Below are 22,466 nucleotides of genomic sequence, written 5' to 3'. Positions count from 1 at the left end.
CAAAAACTAAATGTCGAATAAAAATTATATTTTTATTTCTTTTACCAAAATTCTTTAACACATAAATTAATTTTGGGTTTTTTAAAAGGTATAGCGTAAGCCGAGGGAGTAGAGATCGATATCAAAACCCTCCAAGCCTTCTAGGGATTTATAACTAATAAAACCTTGAATATCACCACCAACTGCGCCACCAGCTTGCCGCTGACGACCGCCACGAATAACCGATGACATACCTACTGTATAGCTGTAGTAGGAGCTGTCCAATTCTTCGGTTGGAACACTAAAGGCAGTTGTGCCAGTTGTATCTTGCGCATAATAAGCACGGATATTACGCGATGCATCATCGTTTTGAGTAATAAGTTCAAGAGTAATATACGGCACAAAAACCCCAAAGGATGGGGTCAAGGTGTACTGAAATTTGGTACCAAAAGTAAATTCTTGAGAGGTTATATCCTGGCTTTCTATTACCAAATCAAAAGCATCGTTATTAACATCATCTTCAATAAATCCATCCACGCTGGTATCGCTATATGTAATATTAGCGAAAGGCTCTACGGCAAACTTCTTCCAAAACCATGTATATCCTGCTTCTACAAACAATGATGTCACATTAGCGTCAGTATCACTGACAGCCAAAGTGTTAATACTTTCTAAATCTAAGTTAAACGATGGATATCGTATCGCTCTTTCTGAATCAAAAGATATTTGTTGCCAACCTAAAGAAGCACTTACATACCAAGCATCTTTTTGATACATAACAAAAGGCATGATGCTTACGCCATCTGCTTCGATTTTACCTTCGACGATGCTCAAGGCACTATCAAAATCAATCTCTTGTATAGAGTTACCTAAGACAAGGCCGGCAATCCAATTATTATTTATTCTGTAATCCATTCCCAAAGTAAATTGGAAATTTTCAAAATCGAAAGCATCTTCTCTATTGGTAGGTTCACGACTACCACTACCAAAGTCCACATTGAGGAATCCTCCCCAAGGGCTATAAGCATTGCCGTCAGAACTGGCACCCGCACCACGATTACCATAGGCTGAAGCAAGTGCACCATTATTATTCTGCTGCCAGGTACTGCCGATACCAATAATATTAAAGCCAGACGCACCGGCTCTTAAAGCTGTTAAACGAGCTGCTAAACCGGAAACTTGACCACCAACAAATTCACTGGAGAGATTCCCTTGCGCGGCGTACTCTTCTGCAGCGGTCCAACGCAGAGAAAAGCCTAAACCTTCGATATCAGCCCCTAAACTAAATGCAGTAGGTCCTGCGCCTGTAATCTCATTAGCAGTATGAATCAATTCTCGAACATTATCGAACAGCTCAAAAGTTTGGCCTGAACAAGTACCTGTACCAATCCTTTGAGAATCACTGCAACCACCATCACTAATTAGTCTGTTGTATGTGATTAAAGCTGCAGACGCGGCTTCTCGTTCAAGATCGTTAAAAAGATTTTGATCAATTAATTGCTGGATATTTGCATGTGTAGGAGTAGTAATTATTCCTAAAATTAATGCACTTGATGCCAGATAGGGTGTTATACCTTTAGGCCTCATGATTCTTCCTCAAATAGTATTAGTCGGACTTTTACAACAAACGACAGCAAATATACCTAGAAATAAGTCTGGGGTCCGTCCAATGAACCCCAGGTATTACTTAATAGCTGTTATGTAATTTTAGATTATTAGGAGGCTTTTCTTACAAAGAAAAAATCACCTACTTCGTGGCCTGCGCCTTTAATTGCTTTAAATTCTGGTATTTGGACTACACCAGACTTTTTCGATCTTTCAGATACTTTTTCACGAACTTTTAGAAATAATTCAGGACCGCTAATAACTCCCTGACTATTTTCTAATACCTCTAGAAATGCTCTGGCGAACAATGAGTTACCGCGACCGAAATTATCTAATACTGGTGCATCACCACCAGAAGAAAGTAGCAAACGAGACTTTTGCGGTAATTTATAACGCACGTAATCAAGAGAATAATCTGCGTCATCTCCCATAAAGAGATAACCTGGTGCGTTTGATAACAATCCGGCATAACAAGAATCGGCGACTACCATGACACGTTTCGCTTTTAAACGCGCTAAATGGCGAGTAACAAATTCATTGGATACCCAAAATGTATCATCTGGTGGCGCACCAGCGTTAACAGGTAGCCAATAGCCCGCCTCATAATCACCAGTGGTGATGCGGCTACCATGGCCGGCGTAAAATATTAACAAATTGTCTTTTTCTGTGAGCTTATCATTGAGCTCATTAATAGCACGCATAATATTGGCATTATCGGCATCTAAGAGAACGGTCACGTCAAAGCCGTATTCCTTTTCCAGCAGCTCTTTTGTTTTCACTGAGTCTGCATGCGGCGTAAATAGATCTTCAATAGAGTCGTAATTTTGGTTACCAATAATTAATGCGTAATATTTACCAAAGTTAATATCTTTCAGTGAAACATTATCTGTGCTTCCTGCTGTACGAATTTGTTTTACAGGTGCCGCGCTTGGTTTGCGGTAACGAGGTAGTTCTTCGATACCTGCCACAGTTAACTTACGTTCTTCCTCTAAGCGAGCGACCCATTCTTTTAATTGTTTTATCTCTTCCTTTGCCGAATCATTACTAGCAATTTGTGTATTCTTTTTTTCTAGGTCAGAAATTTGTCGGCTAAGCAATTTAATCTGGGTATTTTTCTCAGAAAGTGCTTTATTCAGTTGCTCACGCAGAGCTTCTTGCTCTTTATTAGCCGCAGATTGATAAATCACATTGTCTTCGGGTAATCCCCAGGCCTGGCGATAGTAATTAATTGCAAGTAACTTATTTTTTTCAACACCTAAACCCTGTTCATATAGGGTTCCCAAATTAAATTGAGCACGAGCATTACCTTGTTTAGCGGCCTTTTCGTACCAAATAACAGCCGCTTCGTAGTTAGGTTCGCCACCTAAACCACGCTCAAATATCTGCCCAACATTTACTTGCGCTTCAGCGTCTCCTGCCTCAGCAGTTTCCATCCAAACATTTAATGCTGTCTTGTAGTCTGCTCTATCGTAGGCGACATATTCTCCGCCTCTGATACGACAATCTGCTGCGGTCGTTTGGGTAGGGCGACGGGGTGTTAGGTAAGTGGAATTACCTAGCTTTCGTACTTGCCCAGGCAATAAGCAATCGACAACTTGCAGGTCCGAAATGGTTTGCGCAGCGCCTTCTACCACATTGTCTTTCTGCTGTTGATTACCACAACCCAACAAGCCTACAGACATACCTAAACTTAGGCTTATAGCCCTAATTAAAGTACTATTTTTTCTTACTGTCATAATAGTGCTCTTCCTTGTTAAGGAACGTTATCTTTATAAATATGTAGGTCGTACTACATTAGCCTCGACTTACTTGTTATTGTTTACTCGCCTTCAAGCTTATCGGCTATAAGCGCCACGATAAATAGTCTTTAAGACTAATAACAACAAAATAAATAAATACATGAAGTCTATCGCTCCGCCGCCAGATGATCCGCCGTTGCTATTATTATTATCGCTACCAGCACTAGTGGTCTGCGCTGGCGTGGCAACGCCACCGGGATCTTGAATCACTCCATTTGCCGTTGCATCAGCATCATTTGGACCGCCATCTTCAATGGTTAATTGCACACAATCATTTCCAGCAGTTAAACCATCTTGATAACTTTCAGCGCCAGGCCCTGGGCAAACATTCTCAACCGATGGGGCAGAGGCAACTTTATTGTTGTCATCTACAACAAAGTCATTCCACCCAGAAGTAATAGAAAACTTCCGATATACGGCATTTTCCGGGATACCCGAGCTTAAAGGAAATATCACACTGACACTTTGACCTGGGAAACTCAAGTTGTCGATAACAAAATCCAGTAAGTCGCTACTGAAAGTAAAGTCTGTTTGCGCATTGGCTGGCTGACCAGAATCACCGAGGTCTTGTAGCTCTTGCAGACTCACGGTGAGGCTATCTGCTCCTGCATGAATCGCTGTTTCTCCTAAACGCAATGACAATGTTGGTTCTGTTTCTAAAGAGGTCGTCTCTGTATTTACTTGCAGTACAAAATTTTCTGTTGATTGGTCGACAGCGTCATCAATACCATTAGAGTTTGCATCGACAGCGGCATTATCGCTAACTCTAATAATGACTTCGTTGCTGGATAGCCCCCCACTACTATCAGCCACAACCACGCCGACTTTATATATTCCCTCGGCTAGATTCATAGGATCAATGACAAAGCTACTTTGACCAAGCCCGATGACAGAACTAAGGCTGTTATCAGTATTACCCCAGTCATAGGTAAAACTTTCATTGATGTTCGGATCACTTACTGATGTATTAATGGTAACCAATCCACCATTTCGAGTTACAATTAAGCCAGGCATTCCTGCTTGCTCAACACTTAATTCAACTGTGGGAGCAATATTCGACTCCACAATATCCAACTGATGAATAATGCTATTGCTAAGGGTGGCATTGACGGGATTTGCCAGTGTTAATATAAGGTTTTCTGTGCCCTCAACCACGTTATCTGCCAATATATTAAAGCGCAATGTTGCCGTTGCACTTGTTAGGGCAAGAGTACCATCAACTAAGTTGTGGTCATTGCCATCGGCAGTGCCTGATAGGCTATAGTCGACAGATACGGGAAATCTCACTGGATCACCATTGAGCGCGAAAACAACACTGGCAATTTGCCCTTCCTCAATACTCTGATTGCTAACTACACTAATTTGCGGAATCACATCGACTATCTGTTCTGCTGTAGCACTATTACCCTGAGCATCAGTTGCTGTCCAAGTAACAATATGACGTCCACTACTAAAACCACCCGAGGGCATGCTAGGGGTTGCAGTCACAGGACCGTCTAAAGAGTCGGTAGCAACCGCCTGACCAACATCTACGAAAGTTTCGAAGCCTGTTGATAAGCGCAAAATATTAGAAGGCGCAGTTACCACAGGAGGCGTATCATCGATATTAGGATTGCGATTGCTGTTGAACTCTTCAAGGTTGGTCAAGCCATCATTGTCCGGGTCTTCACTAGCATCGGAAGGATCGAAAGGATTCAAGTTATTAGCCACTTCAAATTCATCAGAGATCCCATCATTATCATCGTCGCTATCACAAGCGTCTCCGTTGCTGTCACCATCATTATTGGCCTGATCTGCATTGGCAGTGGTTCGACAATTATCTTCGTCATTAGCGACACCATCAGAGTCAATGTCAAACACCACCGTTAAAGTAAATGTTTGATTAACAGGTTGAACACCATCCTCAGCGCCATCTATAACCGTTACAGTAATGGTTGAAGTAAGAGGACTATTTTCATCGGTAGGCCATGTAATCAACCCAATGCGTGAAATCGCCATACCTGTAGGGGCATTTGTTAACGAATAACTTAGGCCTAAGCCATCATTGTTATCATCTGGATCCGTTACTGCTACTTGATAACTGAAGGTTTCATCTTCATTGATGGTGGTTGGTGCAGTGGAAGTAATGACAGGTGCATCATTCACAGCGGTTACTGTGATAGTGATTTGTTCCTGCGCCGAAGCAGCATTATCTTCACCACCATCAGTTACAATAAGCGTAACAGTACCTGAAGTTAATACGCCTTCGGTAGGTGTCCAATTAATCAGGCCAGTATTACTTACTGTCATTCCAGTTGGGGCGTCCATCAACACAAAGGTTAAGGCACCGCTGCCGTCGTTGGGATCATCAATATCATCTATCACCACTTGGTAGCTATAGGGAATATCTTCTGTTGCTGTGGCACTAGCTTGCGAAGTAATGGCAGGGGGCGTATTGAACTCAATAACATTGATGGTGAAATTTTCTTGCGCCGCTTGTGCGCTATCTTCTCCACCATCACTTACTGTCACAGTCACTTGCCCAGATGTGCGCGTGCCTTCACCTGGAACCCATTCGATTAAGCCGGTATTACTAATCGTCATCCCTGAGGGGGCATTACTGAGAGCAAAGTTAAGGGCACCGCTGCCATCATTGGCATCATCGGGGTCAGTCACAGTAACAAGGTAGCTGTAGCTATTTAATTCCACTACTGCGGTGGGTGCAGTGGAAGTAATTAGCGGTGCATCATTCACCGGGGTTACTGTTATGGTGAATGTTTCTGTCGCAGGCGCAGCACTGTCCTCACCACCGTCAGCAACGGTGACAGTAACAGTATTGGAAGTTAATACACCTTCGGTGGGTGTCCAGCTAATTAGACCGGTGGTACTGACAGTCATTCCTGTCGGAGCATTAGTTAAACTAAAGGAAAGATCAGCACCATTGTTAGGGTCATCAACGTCACTGACACTTAGTTGATAAGTATATTCAATATCCTCAGTTGCTGTGGTCGGTGCGGTGGAGTTAATAGAAGGAGGACTATTAAAAATACCTACAGAAATAGTAAAACGTTGCTCGGCAGGAGCAGCACTATCTTCACCGCCATCGCTGACAGTCAAAGTTATTTCACCTGAAGTTGTTGCTCCCTCGGGTGGAACCCAGGTGATCAACCCCATATTGGAGATATTCATATCAACAGGAGCATTGCTAAGAACAAAGTTTAGATCTGTTCCGTTATTGCTATCGTCAGGGTCTGTAACCGTTACTTGATAACTATATTGATTGGCTTCTAAACCAGAAGTGGGAGCCACAGATGAAATCAAGGGCGCATCGTTTACGGCAGTAACATTAATAGTGAAATCTTCTGTCGCAGCAGCTGCACTGTCTTCCCCACCATCACTGACACTCAAGGTAACCGTGCCGGAAGTGCTAACACCTTCAGTAGGTGTCCAGGTGACTTCGCCGGTAGACGATACCACCATACCACTGGGTTCGTTGGCTAAGGACCAAATTAAATCTGTACCGTTGTTGCTATCATCAACATCGCTCACCGTCGCAGTATAAGTATATAGAGTATCTTCTGTTGCCGTGGTGGATGCGGTTGAGGTAATAGAAGGCGGATCATTAACGGCTGTAACAGCAACGGTGAAGTTTTCACTAAATGCACTTGCACTATCTTCTCCACCATCTGCCACCGTAACAGTCACTGTACCAGAAGTTGAAACGCCTTCTGTTGGGGTCCAACTAATTGCACCCGTGGAAGAAATCGTCATACCGGAAGGCTCGTTCGATAACGACCACGTTAGATTCGTACCATCATTGGCATCATCAGGATCAACAACTGTCGGTGTATAGTTGTAGGCGATATCTTCCGTTGCAGTGGTTCCGGCAGTGCTGGTAATCGTAGGTGCATCATTAACACTGGTAACGACAACACTAAAAATTTCAGTATCGGGTCCTGCGCCATCTTCACCGCCATCACTAACAGTTACTGTAACTGAACCAGAGCTCGTCACGCCCTCTGTAGGAGTCCAGGTAATTAAGCCAGTGGAAGAAACTGTCATACCGCTGGGTTCATTGCTTAGTACAAAAGACAAATTGGTACCGTCGTTAGTATCGTCCGCATCTGTTACCTGGACTTGGTAGCTGTACTGCACATCTTCGGTGGCTGTCGTTGGTGCAGTAGATGTAATACTAGGTGGTGTATTGAATGCGGCAACTGTAATAGTAAACATTTCTGTTGCAGGAGATGACCCGTTTTCTCCCCCGTCTTGCACCGTTAACGTCACGTTACCCGATGTGGATACTCCATTGCCGGGTGTCCATGTTACTTGGCCAGTGCTCGATACCACCATGCCCGAAGGCTCATTCGATAACGACCACGTTAAATTGGTACCGTCATTGGCATCATCAACATCGGTAACACCTGCTGTATAGGTGTAGAGGTTGCCTTCTGTTGCGGAGGTCGGCGCTGATGTTGTAATAGAAGGTGGATCATTGACCGCTGTTACTGAAATAGTAAAATTTTCAGTGTCGGGGCTAACACCATTTTCCCCACCATCCTGCACAGTTAGCGTAACAGTGCCGGAAGTGCTAACACCGTTGCCCGGTGTCCATGTCACTCGTCCTGTAGATGACACCACCATGCCACTGGGTTCATTAGAAAGAGACCACGTTAAATCAGTGCCGTTGTTACTATCATCAATATCGCTAACAGTTGCGGTATAGGTATATAAAGTATCTTCCGTTGCCGTGGTGGATGCAGTTGAGGTAATAATAGGAGGATCATTGACTGCCGTTACTGAAATAGAAAAATTTTCTGTGTCGGGGCTAGCACCATTTTCCCCACCATCCTGCACGGTTAACGTAACAGTACCCGAAGTGCTAACACCATTGCCCGGCGTCCAGGTCACTTGCCCTGTGGACGAGACCACCATACCGCTGGGTTCATTTGCAAGTGACCACGTTAAATCAGTACCGTTATTACTGTCATCAACATCACTTACCGTTGCAGTGTAAGTGTAAAGCGTATCTTCTGTTGCGGTGGTCGATGCCGTGGATGTAATAGTAGGGGGGTCATTTACCGCCGCGACAGTAACCGTAAACGTTTCTGTCGCTGGTGTTACGCCATCTTCGCCGCCATCGGCAGCACTAACAGTCACGGTTCCCGATGTTGTTACGCCGTTGGTAGGAGTCCATCTTATTAGGCCTGCTGAATTTATCGTCATGCCGCTGGGCTCACCACTTAAACCATAGGTGAAAGAGCTATCATCTGAGTCGGTTACTAACACTTGATAACTGTATTGCACATCTTCGGTGGCGGATGTGGGCGCGGTGGATGAGATAACCGGCTGAACATTACAGGCACTGGTGGTAAAGTTTTGTATACCGTTACTTCCTTGTTGGCTGCTATATGTACCATTGGCGTTACTTTGCCCACGATAATAATAAGTGGTGCCGCATGTTAGCGATGAAATGCCAATAGAAATACTCGCACCCGATGTACCACCTCCGGTTCCACTGCCTGTACTCGATGAACTTGTCAGCGCTCCACTTAGGTTGGATGCAGTGGAATACTGAAAAACCATCGACGTTTCTACGCCGTTCTCAAACAAGGTTCCAGTCAAGGTTGCTGAAGTTTTAGTAACACTTGTTGCCGAACCTGTTGTGACTTGGGGCGCAGCATTTTCGAGAGCTCCGTCACTATTCCAGGAACTTGCCAAAGAAATCAGAGTCCCACTTAACTGTCCGCTAGGTGGCATGGGGCTTCCGGCACTCCCCATCCTTGTAGCTATCAGTGCGCTATTGCTACTGGCAGCAGAAAAGTTGGTGAGGTTCGGCGATTGTGCTCCATTATGGCAACCGCTGGTAGCGCAGTTACTTGAGAATATTTGGTTAAACACCCCTTGAGTACCATCGTAAGTCACGGTGGCATATGTGTGGTTAGAAAAAATTGCCAGCACGAGCATAAGAACACTATTACACAGTAGTGCAATACATCGACGTGGTTGTGGCTGATATGGCAGTGCTATGATTGGTGTATCCATGTCCTTTATATGCCCGAGCATTGTTATTGAAAACCTTTATTTTAGTAACGCCTTAATTACGCTAGTAACGCCTAATTTTTCACCTATTTTTTATAAATATGTGAAACATTACATAGACAAAACAGTTATTTTTAGAGTGATAGTCCTAAAACTTATATATTTTAAGGTAATTTAGACGACATAAATAGTTTCATACTATAACTTCAATGGAAATAGGATTTTGCCCGTATTTCTTGTAAGCCTTAAACACTAATATATTTTAGAACATAACTTGATAAGAATTTTTACGTGTAACTTATTAATATTAATAGCAATTAGCTGGAGGTAACTTAGTTATGAGAGTAGTTAGATATCTTGCTCTTTTCCCTCTCTTGGCAATTTTTTCATTTGCTTTTGCCGATAGTCCAGAGATTTATTCCCATAAAAAAAGGGGTGCAGTAAAAGGCATTGATGTAGTCGCATACTACTCATTACCCCAAGGTGCAAAAGCCGTAAAAGGCTCTAATGATTATACTTATGAATGGAAGGGGGCCACCTGGAAATTCTCTTCGCAAGAAAATCTGGATAAGTTCCGTGAAAGTCCGGAGGCTTATGCGCCGCAATATGGTGGCTATTGTGCATTCGCCGTTGCCCACGGTTTTACAACCTCTCCAAGACCAGACAATTGGCGAATAGTAGATGGTAAATTGTATCTTAATAATAATCGCAGCTCGTTTAAAAAGTGGTTAGTTGATCAAGATAATAAGATAGCTAAAGCTGACGAGAACTGGCCTAAAGTTCTAGAAAAATAGTCATTTACGTTATATCCAGCTATAGCAGACCTAAGATGCATACGACATGGTCTGCTAAAGCACCCCATCATTTCTATAGCTCTTCTTTTTATTTACCTTACAATCATCAAATTGAGGGCCTGTCTGTATATTTTTGTAGATATTTTTTTATTATTAACCTTTATTATGTTGGCAAGATTAATTCTATTTTGATGTTGTATATTTTTATAGTTTTATGAAATAAGCAGACATAACAACTTTTACTTTATATTGGGGGATTTTTAATGAAACGTCTTTTTTTATTAAGTGCAATAGCACTTTGCGCAGCTTGCGCGGAAAAAACAGAAACAACGGAGGAAAGCCCAGCAGTAGAATCAAAACCAGCAGTTGTAGAAGAAAGCGCAGCTGATACAAAAACAATGGCACAACCATCATTAGATGATGTTCTGGCCATGCAAGATCAAGATTCCCAAGCCAGATACCCCCATAGACATCCAAAAGAAACATTAGAGTTTTTTGGTATCACACCAGGTATGACAGTTGTTGAAGCTCTTCCAGGAGGAGGTTGGTATAGTAAAATATTATTACCTTACTTGGGAAAAGAAGGGAAACTCATCGGTGTTGATTACGACTTAAACATGTGGCCGAACTTTAGTTTTGTCGACGAAGAGTTTTTGGAGAAACGTAAAACTTGGTCAGAAAAATGGAGCGGCGATGCCGGACAATGGTATGGAGATGATACCGAAACTGCTGCTATTTCAGCCTATACCTTTGCGACTCTTCCCGAAACAATGAGTGAATCTGTAGACGCAGCATTGTTTATTAGAGCACTGCATAACCTCAATAGGTTTGAATCAAAAGGCGAGTTTCTTACAAACGCACTAAAAGAAATGTCACGGGTACTGAAACCTGGCGGCATCGTCGGTGTTGTTCAACATCAGGCACCGGAAGATAAAGCAAGTGAGTGGGCAGATGGCTCACGAGGCTATTTAAAAAAATCTTACCTTATCGAAGCTTTCAAAAAGGCAGGTTTTTCCTTAGTTAGTGAATCAGATATCAATGAAAATGCGAAGGATCAACCAGGGGAGGACGATATTGTATGGCGCCTCCCACCAAACTATTCAACCAGTAGAGAAGACGAAGAGAAGAAAGCCCAATACACCGAAATTGGCGAGTCTAACAGAATGACCTTATTATTTAAGAAGTCGTAAATAATGAGAAAGCCAAGGAAGGCTGAGCTTAAGCAGGAAATATTATTCCTGCTTATATTTAAGATGAGCAAGAATGCCGTCAAGCTCATCTAAATTGTTATACTTGAGCACCAACTTACCTTTCCCTTTAGCGCTGTGCTGAACCATCACCGGCACACCTACATGTTCAGAAAGACCTTCCTCAAGGTTTTTTAAATCCGGGCTAGTTTTCTCTGGTTTACTATTATCCGACTTAGAGTCTTCTTGAATCTTTTTCGCTAATGCTTCAGCTTGACGAACCGAAAGACTCTTGGAAACAATAATCCGTGCAGCTTCACGCTGTTGATCCTCTTCTAAAGTGAGTAGACAACGTGCATGCCCCATTTCCAGATCACCATGTTCCAATAAAGTTTTCACTTCTGTTGTCAGGTTGAGTAGGCGAAGTAAATTAGTAATCGCTGTTCTTGATTTCCCCACCGTTTCAGCGACTTCCTGTTGCGTTAGTTCAAACTCTTCTTGCAGGCGCTTAAGAGCTGTTGCTTCTTCAACAGGGTTGAGATCCTCACGTTGGATATTCTCGATAAGTGCCATAGCAATAGCAGTTTCATCGGGAACTTCGCGGATCACCGCAGGAATCTTATCTAGCTCTGCAAGTTGCGTCGCTCGCCAACGCCTTTCACCGGCGATAATTTCATACTTATCTTTGCCAATGGGCCGCACAACAATTGGCTGCATTACCCCTTGAGTTTTAATGGACTGAGATAATTCTTCCAGCGCTTCAGGCGACATATCTCGCCTAGGTTGGTACTTACCCCGCTGCAAAAACTCAACAGGAAGATGTTTTAACTCTCCATCTACGACCTTACTGTCGTCATCTTTAATTTTAAGGGCTTCGGTTGCCGAGCGAATGGCCTCCGCGCTGGAAACACCTGTCGCACCAGAAATTAAAGAATCGAGGCCGCGGCCTAGTCCTTTGCGTTTTGCCATATAAAAACCTTAACCAAGTAGAACCTTTAAGAGGATACCTTTTATTTTATGCTGATCTCGCCAACGCAATCAGCTTGCGGTAGCGAGAGGCTCAGGGTTGGGGGCATCGTTGCGGCGAATAATTTCACCAGCTAATGCAATATAAGCGAGTGCTCCCTTAGAATGCTTATCGTAGGATATGACCGGCATTCCAAAGCTCGGCGCCTCAGCTAGACGCACATTGCGCGGCACACACGTGCGGTAAACACGATCCCCAAAATGGGCCGCTAATTGTGCTGACACATCGCCTGTTAAGCTATTTCGCGGGTCGTACATGGTCCGTAAAATACCTTCAATTTTCAGATCGGGATTCAGCACACTCTGTATTGTGTTAATAGTATTGACCAAGGCTGATAGGCCTTCAAGGGCATAGTATTCGCACTGCATGGGAATAATGACACCATCACAGGAAGCGAGGGCATTGACTGTCAACATATTCAGAGACGGTGGACAATCAATAAGAATGTAGTCGAACTTATCTTTTACACTTAGTAGGGCATTGCGCAGCCTGTGCTCTTTATTTTCAAGCGCTAGCATTTCTACTTCAGCAGCAGTCAAATCGCTATTAGCAGGTAATACTAAATAGTGGCCTTCAGGTGATTTTTGCATTGCGCCCTCAGTGCGGGCAGTGTCCATCAGGACATCGTAAACCGTATATTCCAAGCCGTTTTTATCAATACCACTTCCCATAGTGGCATTACCTTGAGGATCGAGATCGACAAGGAGAACTTTGCGTTTTGTTGCTGCCAGAGACGCCGCTAGATTCACACAAGAAGTGGTTTTTCCAACGCCACCTTTTTGATTAGCTATTGCGTAAATATTTCCCACATTTTGGCCCTAAGAAATTTCAGTGTTATTAGAGTCTGTTGACATTGGTTAGCACTTTTTAGACTCCAATCAGGAGTGATCATGAAACATCAACAAACCTTGGGTTTTATGATCAGCAGACAACGTTCTCCAACGTCGCCGGGTACCTGCAGTTTTGAACAGGACTCGACCATATAGTGTTTTTCTACATCAGACAACTCATCTTGTGGAAAAACGCCTTTCATCGCCCAAAACTGGCCATCCGGTGTAAGCAAGTGTTTACACCATTGAATCATATCCGTTAGTGAAGCAAAAGCGCGGCTAATGACCACATCGTAGCCTTGCTCGGGTACATAGCTTTCAACTCTCGTATTAACAACCTTGACATTCTTTAAGCCCAAAGTATGTACAACCTGTTGCAAAAATCGAGTTTTCTTACCAGCAGAGTCTAATAAGGTAAACTGTTTATCCTCATAGCATATGGCTAATGGGATTCCAGGTAAACCGGCACCCGTGCCAACATCAATAAAATGCTTCGCTAAGCTACCTTCGACAAAAGGGGCAACACTTAAGCTATCGAGCAGATGTTTATATAACATCTGCTCAGGATCACGAATTGCGGATAGGTTGTAAGCAGAATTCCACTTAATTAAAAGCTCAAGATAATCCAGCAACAAGGAAATCTTAGAGGATTCAAGTGGATAATTGATATCAAGGCAGCCTTGCGCAAGCACATCTGCAAATGTCGATTCTCTTCCCACCCGAAACCTAACCCGTAATAGCGCTCTTGGCGTTAGTTAGCTGACCACGTTTTTTAAGATAGACCAATAGCAAACTAATTGCTGCGGGTGTGACGCCAGGAATTCTCGATGCTCGAGCAATCGTCTGTGGACGTGCATCACTGAGCTTCTGTTTTACCTCGTTTGATAGCCCTTCGACTGTACTATATTCAAAGTCACTGGGTATCGGTGTATTTTCGTACTTATGCAGGCGTTCTATTTCTTCTTGCTGGCGGTCGATGTAACCAGAATATTTTGCAGATATTTCGACTTGCTCGGCCACTTGTGAATCTTCTATACCTTCCCCCTTAAGAAAGGCTAAATCGGAATAACTAAGCTCTGGACGTTTAAGCAAGTCCATCAATGAATATTCCCGTGTTAAGGGAGATGATACTTTCTTCTCCAGTTCAGCCGCTTCTTCGCTGCCTGCTTGTATCCAAGTAGACTTCATACGCTGAGTTTCACGCTCAACTGCCTCGCGTTTGTCAATAAACGCTTGCCAGCGAAGATCATCGACCAAACCTAATTCGCGCCCTTTTTCCGTGAGGCGCATATCCGCGTTATCTTCACGAAGTAGAAGGCGATACTCCGCACGGCTGGTGAACATACGGTAGGGCTCTTTGGTGCCCATGGTAATCAGATCGTCTACCAGTACCCCCATATAGGCCTGATCTCGCTGAGGACACCATGGATCTTTATCCTGGGCGCGCAAAGATGCATTGGCACCGGCAACCAGGCCCTGAGCACCAGCTTCTTCATAACCGGTGGTACCGTTTATCTGACCGGCGAAAAATAAACCTTGGATGCTTTGTGTCTCAAGACTGTACTTTAGATCACGAGGGTCAAAGAAATCATATTCTATGGCATAGCCGGGCCGCACAATATGTGCATTTTCAAAGCCTTTTATAGATCTGACAAAACGCATCTGGATATCAAACGGCAAACTAGTGGAAATGCCATTGGGATATAACTCTGTGGTATTAAGTCCTTCCGGCTCAATAAAGATCTGATGGCTATCTTTATCGGCAAAGCGGTTTACTTTGTCTTCGATAGAAGGGCAATAGCGTGGACCAACACCTTCGATCACTCCTGTAAACATTGGTGAGCGTTCAAAGCCACTGCGGATAATATCGTGTGTTTCGCTACTGGTGTGGGTAATCCAACAGCAGGTTTGCTTAGGATGATCATCGAGTGATCCCATAAACGACATGGTGGAGTCTATTTTATCTCCCCACTGCTCTTCGAGGCCCTCAAAATTCACCGACCTCGCATCTATCCGCGGAGGTGTGCCGGTTTTAAGTCGATCAACCCTTAAGGGTAATTCACGTAAGCGATCAGCTAAGGCGATAGAAGGGGGATCACCTGCTCGCCCTCCAGAATGATTATCCATACCTATGTGAATTTTGCCGCCGAGGAATGTACCTGCAGTTAATACCACACTGGGAGCATAAAACTTCAAGCCCATTTGGGTAACTACACCTCGGACTTGATCACCTTCAACAATCAGGTCATCAGCGGCTTGTTGGAAAATATGAAGGTTAGGCTGGTGCTCAAGTATTTCTCGTATAGCAGCCTTGTATAGCACTCTGTCTGCCTGAGCGCGAGTAGCCCTAACGGCAGGGCCTTTGCGGCTGTTTAGCACCCTAAATTGAATACCACCTTTATCAGTGGCTAATGCCATAGCACCACCAAGAGCATCTATCTCTTTAACAAGATGACTCTTTCCTATTCCTCCAATTGCAGGATTACAGCTCATCTGACCCAGCGTATCGATGTTATGTGTCAGCAATAAGGTAGTACTTCCCATCCTTGCAGCAGCAAGAGAAGCCTCGGTACCGGCATGTCCACCGCCGATTACGATGACATCAAAATGTGTTGGGTAGTCCATAGATATAGTGGTGCTAAAAGAAAATAGGCAAGCATTATAGAGATGATGGAATGAGAAAAGAACTGAAATTTTTAGAATTATTTATTAATCAAAATAGTGTTATGGGTATATGTATATAGGGTTTTATATTATGTTTTTTATAGTTATTAGTGTACTTCCTACCTGTGTGTAACTAGTAAAACCTTATAAAAATCAGATAGTTATTGAGAAAATAATTGCTGTATATCTATTTTACTAGCTGCTTTTTTGTTGCGTTTTTGTTGTGAATAAAAGAGTGACTTATCCCATCGAGGAAATTGAGCTAATTTATCCACAGATACTGTTCACAGCTTAAAATACGGAATATTACGGTACGTTTTAACAATTTATGCACATAAGTAATTCCATTGTTAACAGTAATATCCACAAGGTGTGTGTGTTTTGATTATAAGGTGTGGGTAAAAAAATGAACTTTGGTAAGTTGTGGATAAAGTGTAGGAAAATATATTTCGCTGTGATTAAGTGGGGGATAAGGTGTAATTTAAATGTGCACTTAGCTGTATTTATGAAGTGGTAAATTAGGCGTGAAAAAAGAGGATATCAGGAGTGTGGAAAAGAAATTATTTTCCGATACAGAAACTTGAGAAAATTTTGCCTAGTAAATCGTCAGGAGTGAAGCTTCCAGTGATTTCGTTAAGGTGGTTCTGGGCATATTTGAGGTCTTCAGCAAGAAGCTCACCGGCTGCATTTTGTCTTAATTGTTGCTGTCCGTTAGTGAGATAATCTTTGGCCTTCTCAATGGCGTTTATATGTCGACGTCTCGCGCTGAAACTGCCTTCGGTAGTGCCTTCATAGCCAATAACTGCTTTGAGATGTTGCTTGAGTTCGTCTATTCCATCGCCCGTAAGTGCCGATATGGCCATTATCTTATTGTCGTTATCATCCTTAGCAAGGTCGAGGAGGGATTGATCTATCTTGTTGTAGATTATGGTTAACTTGCTGGCATATGCCTTGTTATCAAGTAATTGTTGCCAATGCTTGTTGATATCAAGTTGTTCTTGATCTGTGCTGTCGATCATCAATAGGATGCGATCAGCTTCTTCGATTTCCTTCCAAGCCCTTTCTATACCTATTTGTTCTACTTGGTCGGGGCTTTCCCGCAAGCCCGCTGTATCAGCGATATGAATCGGTAGACCATCGATATGAATATGCTCTCTGAGGACGTCACGTGTAGTGCCAGGAATATTGGTAACAATTGCCAAATCCCTCTGCGCTAGTTGATTCAATAAGCTGGACTTACCTGCGTTGGGTCTTCCTGCAATCACCACCTTCATCCCTTCGCGCAGCAGCACACCTTGCTGGGCTTCACGCAGGGTATCATCGGTCAGGGCCAATATATCCGTTAACATCCCCTCGACTTTGCCATCGTTGAGGAAATCTATTTCTTCCTCAGGAAAGTCGATAGCTGATTCAACATACATCCTGAGGTGTATGAGTTTTTCAACGATACCCTCAATTTTCTTTGAGAATTCACCCTTGAGTGAGTTTATCGCCCGTTTTGCGGCTTGTTGGGAACTAGCATCGATGAGATCCGCTATCGCTTCTGCTTGGGCAAGATCCAACTTGTCATTTAAGAATGCTCGCTCAGAAAATTCTCCTGGATTAGCTAGACGCGCGCCTTGAGCAGATATTTCACTTAGGATCATATCCATGATGACAGGGCCGCCATGTCCTTGCAGTTCAACTACATCTTCACCTGTAAAAGAGTGGGGGCCAGGGAAGAAGAGGGCAATCCCTTGATCTAATACTTTTCCACCAATATGAAAATCTGTGTAGTGGGCAAAGCGTTTTCTTGGTGTAAATTTTAGGATGTGTTGAGCGATCTTAAGACTGTCAGGACCTGAAATTCGAACAATGCCAATACCACCACGTCCTGGCGGAGTTGCCAGGGCGCAAATTGTATCTGGGTGGTAGTGGCTCACGTTTATGAATTTTCTATTTGCTTAGTAATAATGTATTGCTGGGTAATAGATAGAGCATTGTTTGTTACCCAGTATAGTACTAAGCCTGCTGGGAACATCATAAATAAGAAAGTAAAGAAAATAGGCATCAACTGCATTACCTTCGCCTGCATAGGATCTGTTGGCGGTGGGTTGAGCTTTTGTTGGAAGAACATACTGGCGCCAAAGATAAGTGGCAATATGAAGTAAGGATCTTTAATGCTCAAGTCCACAATCCAAAAGAAGAAAGGAGAGTGTCGTAATTCAACACTTTCCATAAGCGCCCAATACAATGCGATAAATACTGGCATTTGCAACAACATAGGCAAACATCCACCCAGAGGATTCACCCCTTCTTTTTTATAAAGCTTCATGGTCTCCATGCCCATACGTTGACGATCATCACCATAGCGCTCTTTAAGTTCTTGCATAAGTGGCATCACTTTGCGCATTTTTGCCATGGATCGATAAGCCATTGCAGAGGGATAGAAGAAGATAATTTTGACCAGGCAAGTCAGTAGAATAATGGCGATTCCCCAATTGCCGACAAAGCCATGGATGAAGTCTAAAGCAAGAAATAATGGCTTAGCGATAAACCAGAGCCAGCTGAAATCGATAGTTAAATCTAGATGTGGAGAGACTTTCTCCAGATTCTTAATAATTTTGGGACCGACATAAAAAGAAGAAGAGATTGTTTCTTGTTGACCGGGAGCCACAGAGTAAAGTGGACTGGTGTATCCCATCAGGTAGTATTTTTTATTGCCGCTTTTTTGCAGACTATATTTGTTTTCGTCTTCCGGGTTAGGTACCCAGGCACTGACAAAGTAGTGCTGAATCATTGCCACCCAGCCGCCTTTATTGCTGTGCTCAATCTTGCCTTCGTCAATATCTTCGAAGTCTATTTTTTTGTAGTTTGTTTCAGCGGTAGTGATAGCGGCACCTAGATAAGGCTGCACACCAAAGCCGGTTTCGGAAGGAGGCTCGTAACCATCGCGTTTTATACGGCCATACATAGCGGCCTTCCAGGTTTCACTGGAGCGGTTGTTCACTATGTATTCTACTTGTATCAGGTAGGAATCCCGTTTAAAAGTGAAGCGCTTGGTTATATCTACGCCATTTTGGACCAATGTTAAATCGACGCTTAATTCATCTTGGCCTTCGCCTAGTTGGTAGCTAGTGGCAGCACTGCTATATAGTTGTCTGCCTGTTTTTGCAGTATGAGTGCCATTGGGACCGACAAGATCCGACTCTGCAACATAGGTATGAGAAGCACTGCGATTGAGTAGAATAAAAGAGCTTTCTTTATCTTCGATGTCGGCTAGGTATTTCGCTAGAGATACTTTGACAATGTCGCCACCTTTGGGATCGATCAAAATGTGGAAACTGTCAGTATCTACTTTAATAAGTGCAGTACTTTTGGCTGGTTGATCATCATCTTGTAGGCTCTGATCAGCCTGATTCGGCGCTAAAGGAATATCTTCATCAGAAGCTGCTACCGCGCTAGGGGTTTCTATAGCATTGTTTTCAATTGGTATATCTGCATCTGCAGTAATGGTTTCTTGGGAAGCTGCATTTATGGCGACTTTATTTTCCTGGAATTCGTTCCAGCGAATAAATAGCAAAAAAACAACAACTAAAATGCCCCCAATCAAGGCGTTGCGTAACCAATTCATCTTGAATCACTACCCATTAATAATCAAAAATTTGTGTATTTACTGTCTTTCCTTTGTCGGCACTGGATCGAAACCACCTGGGTGCCAAGGGTGACATTTGATAAGTCGTTTGAGCGCATAGCCTATTCCACGAATTATGCCGTGGGTTCTGATAGCTTGTTCAGCATAATTTGAGCAACTTGGTTCAAACCGACATCGAGGACCTAATAAGGGACTTATTAGGTATTGGTAAAACTTTATGGGAACGAGCACGCAAGAAATCAACGCTCCCGTTCTTTCGGAGGATTGTTTTTCTGAGCTTTTTTGGCTGCACGACGCCATATCCCCTCTAATATCTCCAGTATCTGTTCGTTTAGCAATTCTTCGTTACCCCTGCGCGCGAGCACTATAGCATCTATTGTTGGAAGATTGTTCTGTTTATTACGGAAAGTCTCTCGTATCAATCTCTTAGTTCTATTTCTGTTCACAGCTAAGCGGATATTCTTTTTGGCGACGACAATGCCTAAACGAGGATGGTTTAAATTATTAAATTTTGCGAGGAGGAGAAATTGAGGATGATGAACCTTAAATGAAGGTTTATCGAATACCGGGGAGAAATCACTGGAGTTAAGCAGCCTTAAAGACTTGGGAAAACTGAATTCCTTGCGCAAAAGGAACTATAACTCCAGAGATTAATTATATTAAGCGGCGAGTTGCTTACGACCTTTAGCACGTCTGCGTGCCAAAACTTTACGGCCGCCTTTGGTAGCCATACGAGCACGGAAGCCATGAGTGCGTTTACGCTTTAAATTACTTGGCTGAAATGTTCTTTTCATTTCAAAATCACCTACAAAGTGTGTACTAAGGGTTAAACCACAAGGGGCGTATTATATTCCAGTTTTTGTCTGGCAGAAACTGGGTACTGTTTGCGCACATAAGATAAAAGCTTAAATATGCAGCGCTCTAAAGGACGCGGGATGATATAGAACTCTGTACACAAAATCAATTTTAATTTGCATTAATTTTATTTACTGTTTAAAAAACACTCTTTTTCTGTCAGGCCCTTGTGTAATAAGAGCTTTGGACCGTCGGCTTTTTAAAATACACTTTTTAAAAACAATTTATTAATATTTTATCAACAGATTTATCCACAAAAAATAAAATAAAAATGGCATGTGAATAAATACCTAATTGAATTTTCCTTCTATTCTTATGTTGTTGGTTTAACAAGATTTTTTTATTTATATTTGCAGATAAATAGCCATATTTGGCTTAATGTCTGTGGATAAAATTGTGGGACGAGAGTACAATTGTCGGTCGCCGTACAAGGTAATGGCACGGATTTCTGCACTGCCAAATTTCCATTCTTTTTATCATCTGAGCTTCGTAAGCTTTTATTTATTGGGGTTTTAGGAATTGCCACATTCTGTTTGGGATTACTGCATTTCTCATTTGCAAAATGAATTGCCTTCGCAGCAATTTAACACGTGGATTCGCCCTCTTCGTGCTGAAGCGGTGGATGCAAGTTTGTTGCGCCTTATAGCACCTAATCGGTTTGTATTGGATTGGGTGAACGATAAATATAAGGGTCGAATAGAAGACTTAATTAATGACAGTAGTTCTACTGTCAAAACAGCCCTTGAAATAGTGGTTGCCAAGAAAGCGGCTGCCTTTGAAAGCCCTAAATCATTCTCTCGCCAAAATGAAGAGACTACTGCGCCTTCAGAGAAGGAAGAGGCGGCTGCACCACCCTTGATTCCTGAGCCTCCGTCGCCAACTCAGGAACCTGGTTTACAGGCCAACTCTATTTCTATTCTTAACCCTGCTAATAAACCATCGCAACGTGAATCCAATTCGTCCTCTAATTATGATGTATCTGAAACCCGTACCCGCGTTAATAAGTCGGATGTGGAAGGGGGCTTGGAGCACAAATCGAATTTAAATGCGAATTTTATCTTTGAGAATTTTGTTGTTGGTAAATCTAACCAATTAGGCTTAGCTGCGGCGACTCAGGTGTCAGAAAATCCAGGTGGTGCGTATAACCCCTTATTTATATACGGTGGCGTAGGCTTGGGTAAAACTCACCTTATGCATGCCGTTGGTAATGCCCTTTGCCAGCGTAAGCCTGGCGCTAAGGTGGTATATCTGCACTCCGAAAGATTTGTGGCTGATATGGTTAAGGCATTGCAGCTAAACGCTATTAACGATTTTAAACGTTACTATCGCTCTGTTGATGCGTTGTTGATTGATGATATTCAATTCTTTGCTGGCAAAGAACGTTCACAAGAAGAGTTCTTTCATACTTTCAATGCGCTTTTAGAAGGCGGGCAGCAGATTATTGTAACGTGCGATCGCTATCCAAAAGAAATAGATGGTTTGGAAGAGCGGTTAAAGTCGCGTTTTGGGTGGGGGCTTACTGTAGCTATTGAGCCACCTGAGTTAGAGACCCGGGTAGCAATCTTGATGAAGAAAGCTGACCAAGCTGCGATGAATCTCCCTAACGATGCCGCTTTTTTTATTGCCCAGCGCATACGCTCTAATGTGCGCGAATTGGAAGGTGCTCTTAAGCGAGTTATCGCTAACGCTCATTTTACAAATCGAGAGATATCAGTAGATTTAGTCCGTGAGGCGCTGAAAGATCTATTGGCACTGCAAGATCGCTTAGTAAGCACCGATAATATACAGCGTGTGGTGGCTGAATATTATAAGATAAAGGTGTCTGATCTTCACTCTAAGAGAAGAAGTAGGTCTGTAGCCCGGCCTAGACAAGTGGCTATGTATTTGGCTAAAGACCTAACTAATCATAGTCTTCCTGAAATAGGTGAGGTATTCGGAGGGCGGGATCATACTACAGTTTTGCATGCTTGCCGCAAAATTAAAGAGCTGTTGGAGTCTGATGCTGATATAAAAGAAGATATTAAGAATCTTTTGAGAATTTTGACCACCTAGATCCAAAGCTTTCATATAT

General features: G+C 43.0%; 15 protein-coding genes. 3 read left to right on the top strand and 12 right to left on the bottom strand.

Annotation, left to right across the window (positions count from 1 at the left end):
* Window positions 1–81: 81 nt before the first annotated feature.
* From BVC89_RS00075 to BVC89_RS00065, 3 genes are all read right to left on the bottom strand, one after another.
* Window positions 82–1,566, bottom strand: coding sequence for an autotransporter outer membrane beta-barrel domain-containing protein (locus BVC89_RS00075; protein ID WP_086929267.1), 1,485 nt, complete (start codon window positions 1,564–1,566; stop codon window positions 82–84).
* Between the two features lie 128 nt (window positions 1,567–1,694).
* Window positions 1,695–3,320 carry a caspase family protein gene (locus BVC89_RS00070; RefSeq protein ID WP_245929266.1) on the bottom strand — a complete coding sequence of 542 codons (1,626 nt, stop codon included), beginning with the start codon at window positions 3,318–3,320 and terminating at the stop codon, window positions 1,695–1,697.
* Between the two features lie 99 nt (window positions 3,321–3,419).
* Window positions 3,420–9,407 (bottom strand): beta strand repeat-containing protein, encoded by a 5,988-nt coding sequence (locus BVC89_RS00065; RefSeq protein ID WP_158657718.1) that lies wholly within the window; start codon window positions 9,405–9,407, stop codon window positions 3,420–3,422.
* 335 nt (window positions 9,408–9,742) lie between these two features.
* Between BVC89_RS00065 and BVC89_RS00060 the strand changes: the two genes are divergently transcribed.
* Entirely contained in the window at window positions 9,743–10,198 is a 456-nt protein-coding gene (locus BVC89_RS00060; RefSeq protein WP_086929265.1) for a YHS domain-containing (seleno)protein, read from the top strand.
* Between the two features lie 263 nt (window positions 10,199–10,461).
* Window positions 10,462–11,388 carry a class I SAM-dependent methyltransferase gene (locus tag BVC89_RS00055; protein WP_086929264.1) on the top strand — a complete coding sequence of 309 codons (927 nt, stop codon included), beginning with the start codon at window positions 10,462–10,464 and terminating at the stop codon, window positions 11,386–11,388.
* A 42-nt stretch (window positions 11,389–11,430) separates the two neighbouring features.
* Here BVC89_RS00055 and BVC89_RS00050 read toward each other — a convergent pair whose 3' ends face one another.
* The 9 genes from BVC89_RS00050 to rpmH all read right to left on the bottom strand — a co-directional run bounded on the left by BVC89_RS00050 (window position 11,431) and on the right by rpmH (window position 20,334).
* Window positions 11,431–12,354: a ParB/RepB/Spo0J family partition protein gene (locus tag BVC89_RS00050; RefSeq protein WP_086929263.1), complete on the bottom strand. Its 924-nt coding sequence runs from the start codon at window positions 12,352–12,354 to the stop codon at window positions 11,431–11,433.
* Between the two features lie 69 nt (window positions 12,355–12,423).
* Window positions 12,424–13,221 (bottom strand): ParA family protein, encoded by a 798-nt coding sequence (locus tag BVC89_RS00045; protein ID WP_086929262.1) that lies wholly within the window; start codon window positions 13,219–13,221, stop codon window positions 12,424–12,426.
* Between the two features lie 89 nt (window positions 13,222–13,310).
* Window positions 13,311–13,910, bottom strand: coding sequence for a 16S rRNA (guanine(527)-N(7))-methyltransferase RsmG (rsmG, locus tag BVC89_RS00040; protein WP_245929448.1), 600 nt, complete (start codon window positions 13,908–13,910; stop codon window positions 13,311–13,313).
* A 58-nt stretch (window positions 13,911–13,968) separates the two neighbouring features.
* A complete protein-coding gene (gene mnmG, locus BVC89_RS00035) occupies window positions 13,969–15,867 on the bottom strand; it encodes a tRNA uridine-5-carboxymethylaminomethyl(34) synthesis enzyme MnmG (protein WP_086929261.1) in 1,899 nt (632 codons plus the stop codon).
* Between the two features lie 599 nt (window positions 15,868–16,466).
* Window positions 16,467–17,834, bottom strand: a complete 1,368-nt coding sequence (mnmE, locus tag BVC89_RS00030; protein ID WP_425428404.1) for a tRNA uridine-5-carboxymethylaminomethyl(34) synthesis GTPase MnmE — start codon at window positions 17,832–17,834, stop codon at window positions 16,467–16,469.
* The gene (yidC, locus tag BVC89_RS00025; RefSeq protein WP_086929259.1) at window positions 17,831–19,519 is read right to left on the bottom strand and encodes a membrane protein insertase YidC; all 1,689 of its coding nucleotides are present in this window, start codon (window positions 19,517–19,519) and stop codon (window positions 17,831–17,833) included. Before yidC ends, mnmE begins: the two co-directional genes overlap by 4 nt.
* Before the next feature lie 39 nt (window positions 19,520–19,558).
* On the bottom strand, window positions 19,559–19,840 hold the full coding sequence (gene yidD / locus BVC89_RS00020; RefSeq protein WP_086929258.1) for a membrane protein insertion efficiency factor YidD: 282 nt from the start codon (window positions 19,838–19,840) through the stop codon (window positions 19,559–19,561).
* Complete coding sequence (gene rnpA, locus BVC89_RS00015) at window positions 19,780–20,169, bottom strand: ribonuclease P protein component (RefSeq protein WP_086929257.1); 390 nt, start codon at window positions 20,167–20,169, stop codon at window positions 19,780–19,782. The genes yidD and rnpA overlap by 61 nt, the downstream gene beginning before the upstream one ends.
* Before the next feature lie 30 nt (window positions 20,170–20,199).
* Window positions 20,200–20,334 carry a 50S ribosomal protein L34 gene (gene rpmH / locus BVC89_RS00010; RefSeq protein WP_086929256.1) on the bottom strand — a complete coding sequence of 45 codons (135 nt, stop codon included), beginning with the start codon at window positions 20,332–20,334 and terminating at the stop codon, window positions 20,200–20,202.
* A 580-nt stretch (window positions 20,335–20,914) separates the two neighbouring features.
* Here rpmH and dnaA point away from each other — a divergent pair.
* The gene (gene dnaA / locus BVC89_RS00005; RefSeq protein ID WP_086929255.1) at window positions 20,915–22,447 is read left to right on the top strand and encodes a chromosomal replication initiator protein DnaA; all 1,533 of its coding nucleotides are present in this window, start codon (window positions 20,915–20,917) and stop codon (window positions 22,445–22,447) included.
* Window positions 22,448–22,466 lie beyond the last annotated feature (19 nt).

The sequence above is a fragment of the Agarilytica rhodophyticola genome, from assembly GCF_002157225.2.
GTDB lineage: Bacteria > Pseudomonadota > Gammaproteobacteria > Pseudomonadales > Cellvibrionaceae > Agarilytica > Agarilytica rhodophyticola.
This window is presented reverse-complemented; position numbering and strand designations above follow the sequence as displayed.